The sequence below is a fragment of the Flavicella sp. genome (assembly GCF_037132785.1).
Lineage (GTDB): Bacteria > Bacteroidota > Bacteroidia > Flavobacteriales > Flavobacteriaceae > Flavicella.
Map to the genome: position 1 here is coordinate 1 of NZ_JBAHZZ010000052.1, position 6956 is coordinate 6956.

A 6956-nucleotide genomic window follows, 5' to 3' on the forward strand; every position below is an offset into this window, starting at 1 on the left:
ACAAGAAAAGATGAAGGAAAATTCAGAAAATCACATGAAAACACTTCAAAATGACTGCAAAAGGGTAGTCAAATATTTTAAACATCACAACATAAAATATGCTGCGTAAAACTAACGATATATAGATGCGAGGTTAATACCAACTCTGCAAAAGACACATTTTAAAAAGAAACAAACCATCATAGGAAGGCTTACCAACGGCACTTTTACCCCTGGAATAGTCCTTTGTCTATTATTTTTGAAATTCGATCCCAATCGATAAGAATATTAATTTGACTAAAAAATGTAGCTTTTATCTTTCTTGTACGTAAGTCACAAATGCTATCTGCAAAAGTAGGTGTTATTTGTAGTTTCATAACTTAAATATACGCCTTAATAAACTAACAAACAATGATATAAAACCTAAGTTTGGATCTTTGTTTTTGTCATGTACCTTGCAACGGTCTTAACTTATATATAAGCTAACAAACAATGATAAAAACCTAAGTTTGGATCTTTGTTTTTGTCATGTCCCTTGCAACGGTTAACTTTTCATAAAAACCGGATTTACACAATTGAATTTTACACAAAAAAAAGATTGCCCAGTAATTATAGTTGTACTATAATTACTGGGCAATCTAAAAATCAACTTAAATCAAAAACGATTAATTACCAACCTGGGTTTTGTGTTAAATTGGTATTTGCATCTAAATAAGTAGACCAAATAGGGAGTAAATAGTTACGATCATCCCATGTTCTTGTAAAGGTTGTACTATTTTCCCCTCCTGCTGGGTATTTATCTCCTAAATCTCCAGGTTCATCCTCATTTATAGGTAGAGCATAAACAGAAGTAATAACTTGGTCTCCTAATTTATATCTCCAAATATCAAACCATCTTTGTGGTCCCTCACCTGCAAATTCATAACGTCTCTCAAGTAAAATAGCATCAATCATACCATCTCCGGTAGTACCTCTAATAATTATAGGTAATGTAGCTAAAGTGTAGGAAGGCATCCCAACTCGATTTCTTACCTGGTTTAAGTAGCCTAACGCTGAACCATCTTCTCCTTGACCTGCTAAGGCCTCTGCATACATTAATAATATTTCTGAATATCTAATTACTTTTAAATCGGTATCACCTTCTACCAATGTAGCCAAACTATAATCTAAATATTTCCTAAAAGCGTATCCCGTAGGACAATTTACACCTCCAAAATTATCTGTACTTGGAGCAATCTCGACATGTGGTTGATATATGTAATCTACATCTAACCCCGCAGCAGCAGGTAATGTATCTCCAGGTAATACAACAGAAACGGCTAATCTAGGATCTCTGTTTTCCCACGGATTAGCAGGGTCATAACTTGTATCATCTTTAGGGAATAATCCATTAATCGTTTGTACTTCTTCTATAAAGTCAGAAGAATAACCTGGCCTTCTTTGAGGCGTATCTCCTCCATCAGTTCCACGAAAAGCACCTTTTAGTCCAATCTGTCTTGCAATTCTACTTACATGCACGTCAATCAAATAAATCGTTGAAAGAATTGTTTCAGAAGAAGTTAAATCACTTGCGCTTGTAAACTGTTCAGCAAATCCATCAATTCCACTTGCTAAAGAATAAACGTTACTATTTATAATTTCTTCACACGCAGCCTCAGCACCAGCATACATTTCACTCACGTTACTGTTCCAGCCAATAGCGTTTAAATATGCTCTTGATTTTAAAGCCAATACTGCACCTTTAGTAATTCTACCTGCATCTGAAGTTTCATCATATCTTTCAGGTAAAATATCATCAATTTCATCTAACTCACTGATTACAAAGTTAAAAACTTCCTGTCTAGGCGTTCTAAAAGGTTGTTCAGCCGGACCAATTGTATTTGTTAATAAGGGAACATCTCCATAGGCAAAAACCATACTTTCGTAGATCCAAGCTCTTAAAAACCTAGCTTCTGCAGCAAATCTTACTCTGTTTTCCTCTGTTGTAAACGTAGCATCAGGCAATGCTTCTAAAAAGAAATTAATATCTGCAATGTCTTGGTATCTATAAAAAGTTCTTAATGATCTTGTATTGTCTCCCCAAAGAAAATCAGATCCATTTGTACCTGCACCACTAATGGATCTATGGACAGCATCGTCAGTCCAAAAATAGGGGACTAAATAAGCTTGATCTGAGTTTTGACTATTTAGGTCGTCCTCTAAGTCTAGTCTAGGTAGAGAAAAATATAAATGATTTAAGGCTAGTGTTAAATCTTCTTCCGTTTTGTAAACCGTAGTTATGTCTAAATCATTAAGGTTCTGTACATCTAAGAAATCTTCACCACAAGAAGTGAGCATAACTAATAATGTTAACAAAAATGAGAGTTTATATTTTTTTAGGTATTTCATATTCCGTAGCTTCATTGAGTTGAAGAATTTCTGAAGTGTTTTAGTACTTTCCATATTATTAGAATTTAATATTTAATCCAATTGCAGTTGTAAACGGTAAAGGGTATCTAACTGCAGATACACCAAGCTCTGGATCCCAACCATTATCATAAAGGGGGCTATTTGTCCATATTACTCCTAAGTTTTCAGCAGACACATACATGTTCATACTCTTAACGAAAGGAACTTTATCTAGTATTGTTTTGTCAAAATCATAATTAAGTGTTATGTTTTGTAGTTTGATGTATTCAGAATCAATTAACAAGTGACTTATATTTGCATTATAAGGTTGTAAAGGCCCAATATCTGTTGGCTTTGCAAAAAGTGCATCTGTATTAGTAGTTGACCAAACATCGGTCATATAAGAATAAGGAACACCTGCTCCTAAGAAAGGCTGAACAGAGTTGTTAGCGTTAAGCCATTGTTTGTTGTCAAAGGTTCCGTAAAACCGAGCAGATAATGATAAGTTCTTGTAAGAAAAGCCTACATTAAAACCAAACATCAAATTTGAAGCACTATTATCGTCTAATATTACACGATCATCTGAATTGATAATGCCGTCACTAGCATCCATAACACCATCTCCGTTAGTATCTATTGTTAATTGATCTACATATTTATATCCTCCTATATAAGCGTCACCGACACCCGTTTGGTTTATCTGTGAAGTACCGTCACTAGCTACATTCGAGTCTATTTCTTCTTGATTTGCAAAAAAACCATCTGTTTCATAACCAAAACGATCATTAACACTTTGTCCAACTTGAAAATTTGGATCAGTAGCATTCTCTTGAATGTAGCTGATTTCATTATCATATATGTTAATATTACCAGAAATACTATAGCCAAAATCTCCTATTTTATTTCTATGTGTTGCCATTAGTTCCCATCCCCAACTATCTACATCGTATGGATTACCTTGTGCATCTCCAAAACCATATTCAAATGCAGTTCCTTTGATTAACGAAATAATATCTGTACGTTTGTTTCTAAAGTGATCTGCTTCAAAATGTAATTTACCGTTAAATAATGAGGCATCTACACCAATATTAAATACTGTTGAGGTTTCCCAAATCAAACTTGGATTTACAAAACTTGGAACATAAAGAGCTGAATTAGATTGACCTCCAAGAGGATATCCAGCGTTATTAAGATTAACTAGTTGTTGAGTTACTGAACCTAACCCTGAATCATCACCAGAAGAGCCGTAAGAAGCTCTAAGTTTTAAGATATTGACAAAGTCGACATCTTTTAAGAAATTTTCTTTGGAAGCAACCCATCCAACAGCTACTGAAGGAAAATAGCCCCATTGGTTTTCTGAAAGAAAGTATGAGGAAGCATCAGCTCTAATAGTAGCTTCAAACAAATATTTATCGGAATAGCTATAATTTAACCTTCCTAAATATGACAATGTGGTTTGATTACCTCCTCTGAATTCATAGTTTCCATAATCTCCAATACTTACATCAATTATTGCACCTTGACCTAAAGATATAATGTCGTCAAGAAGAAAATCACTTGACCCAGTCATGAAATAATCCGATTCTCCAGACTCTGTTTGCATAGCAACAAAAGCTTTCATATAGTGATTTCCTTTTTCTGTTTCGTAAGTTGCTGAGGTTAAAGTACGTATTTTTGTCTGTGTAAAAGAAGAAACGCTCAATGTTCTACCTCCTGTAGTTGCATACATATAAGATCTATTCTCAGAATCAAGGTTGGTATAAGAATCAGGATCTGCATAATCCAAACTTACTATACTAAAAGTATTATCCCAATCTTTGTTGTCAGAATTTGTTCTAATGATGGAAACTCTTTCTTCTATGGTTAAGCCTTTAATAGGTCTAAATTGCGCGTATAGTTGAAGATTAACTCTGTCTGTTATTGTTTTGTCAAAAGAACCAGAAGCAGCTGTAGCGACAGCATTTGCACCTGCATCACTAGTACCGTTAGAAACCCACATACCATCTTCAGTTTGAATAGGGTAAAAAGGTAAGCCTCTAAGTGAAGAGCCTGTGACTGCTTGTACATTATTATCTGTTGTATTACTAATTAAGGCATTGACTCCTGTAGAAAACCAGTCTGTAATATCTGTGTCTATTTTTAAACGTAAGTTTAATCTTTCATAATAGTCATCTCCAATGGCCAAACCATCTTGTGTTAAGTAACTTGCAGACATTAAAAAACCAGTATTTTCAGAACCTCCAGTTAATGTCAAATTGTGAGATTGCTGAACTGCTGTGTTTTGATACAATTCTTCTCCCCAGTTTGTCTCTGGATAAAATCCGGAGCTCGCTAAATCTAATACAGTTTGATCGTGCGTTCCTTCTACAACTTGATTTTGAAATTGCATGTACTCCAAGGAGTTTAAAGTTCCTGGTAATTCTGGTTTTGATTGAATTGAAGAACTAAAGTTATAGCTAATAGATGTTTTTTTGTTTCTACTAGTATTTTTTGTTGTTATTAATAATACTCCATTGGCACCACGAGCCCCATAAATAGCAACTGCAGAGGCATCTTTCAATACAGATACTGACTCTATTGTTTGCGGGTCTATATCAGCAAGGGAACCTTCAAAATTATCTATAATTACTAACAATTCGGCGTCAGAGTCAAGCGTGCTAGTACCTCTTATCTGAATACTTGGTGTAGAACCTGGACCACCGCTGGAGTTGGTTAACATCAAGCCAGGCACTGCTCCTATTAAGGCTGAGCCAATATTTGTTACAGGTCTTTGGTCTATTTTTAATTCTTTAGAGGTTATTTGAGAAACAGAGCTTACTATTTTACTAGATTTTTGAGTTCCAAAACCTACAACTATTACTTCATCAAGGTAGGATATATCTTCCTCTAGAACTATGTTTACGTTGTTTTTATTATTGATTGATAGCTTTTTAGTTGCATATCCTATATAAGAAAAAGAAAGTGTTGCGTTTTGAATTAATGGTTGAATAGAAAAAGCACCATTAAAATCAGTTAAAGTTCCATTGGTAGTACCTATTTCCAATACATTTACTCCTGGTATAGGTTGTCCGTTAATATCTGTAACGGTTCCAGTAAATTGTTGTTGTATTTCGAATTGTTGTTTCTCTTCCAATATTGTATTTGGAGCAATACCAAATGCAGATGTAGCACATAAAAGCACAAGAGTGCTCATTATGAGGTGGGTTTTCCTTTTTCTAGAAGAATAAAGGACATTGTGAATTTTAATTTTCATGAATGTTTTATTAGGGGTTATTTCTTAAAAGTGATGTTTTAGTTGGCTATATTACATATAAATATTTTTAATTATTGAATACATATCATTTAAATACATAGAGGTCAATAGTTAAGAATACATAAATACGGATTGATACTTGTGATTAACCCGTACTTTTTTCAATAAAATTATTGAAAATGTTGTTTTTGACTATGACCTATTTATTCGACAACAAAATTCATCTACATGAACTATCCCATCAATTAGGTTATTTATGCTAAATTTCATTGATTAATGAACTTTATACATAAATAACCTAGCTCTATTTTATGCTATTTCATTACTAAAAACAACTTACTATGCAGATAAACAGACTTTTATCATAATATTATATAGATCTTCTTTAATACCATACTGAAGTATTCAGTAAATTCAAAAAGGTTTATTCTTTGACAATAATTTAATAAATATCTCCCTTTTATTTACTAACAAAATATGAATTTACATACACTGCACTAGGTTAAAAACTTTTAATTTTAAACCGTTATTTGTTAAAATATTATTAATATATCGTTAAAACTAAAAGTTTATTGGTTTTGGTAATTAAATTTTCGACCAATAACATCAGTGCTTCGACAAAGAATGGAATATACTATAATATCCATATCCCTAAATCAGCTAACTCTATCTCAGGTTAGTATCACTATGTTGTTAGTTACTTTAAACCTAGTGTTTTTGGTTTTTAGTTGGTTTTAATCTCAAAATGCGTATTTATTTGTAATATTAAGAACACAACAGATACTTAACTACAGTATTATCAGTTATTTACACAAAAAAAAATTCAAAATTATAATAAGCAAGTCATTTGTGATATTAAACATGGAACAAGACAAGTAATTGGGCTATCGTCATACAATATGACTTAGTTTAAAGTAGTTTTTAATCGTACTATATAATTGTCATTAGCCCCATCTTTTTCCGTGTTAAATTCTTTTCAATGTCATACATCAATGATAATAAATGTCAAAATTGAGCCATGAAGTTTCTTATACCATTTTAATATTTAAATGACGTAATAAGCGATCAAGTAATTAAAGTTGGGGAGCAATAAAAAAGTGTTATTTTTGAGTTCCCTAACTATATGATTTGAACACAGATTTAGCGCATTATTTATTGTCCGATGTGATATTAGATTATTTAACTATACGCTTACCGTCTGTTTTATTTGATTTTGATAAATAGGTTTAGCAATTACCATTCTATTTATTGTTTAGTGGAAGATACTGGATTTAAACTGTGATCGATTGATTCTAAAACAAAATTCATCAAAGTAAGCTTGTATATGCCATTTACT

The 6956-nt window shown here is 32.7% G+C and carries 3 protein-coding genes and 1 pseudogene; all 4 read right to left on the reverse strand.

All coding sequences use genetic code 11. The features are described from left to right. Window positions 1-206 precede the first annotated feature (206 nt). The gene (locus V5787_RS03220) at window positions 207-356 is read right to left on the reverse strand and encodes a hypothetical protein (protein ID WP_336891839.1); all 150 of its coding nucleotides are present in this window, start codon (window positions 354-356) and stop codon (window positions 207-209) included. A gap of 292 nt (window positions 357-648) precedes the next feature. Continuing rightward, on the reverse strand, window positions 649-2334 hold the full coding sequence (locus V5787_RS03225) for a RagB/SusD family nutrient uptake outer membrane protein (RefSeq protein WP_336891840.1): 1686 nt from the start codon (window positions 2332-2334) through the stop codon (window positions 649-651). Between the two features lie 91 nt (window positions 2335-2425). Further along, window positions 2426-5560, reverse strand: coding sequence for a SusC/RagA family TonB-linked outer membrane protein (locus V5787_RS03230; protein ID WP_336891841.1), 3135 nt, complete (start codon window positions 5558-5560; stop codon window positions 2426-2428). 1243 nt (window positions 5561-6803) lie between these two features. Next, window positions 6804-6956, reverse strand: a pseudogene (locus tag V5787_RS03235) (IS1595 family transposase); the annotation flags it as partial.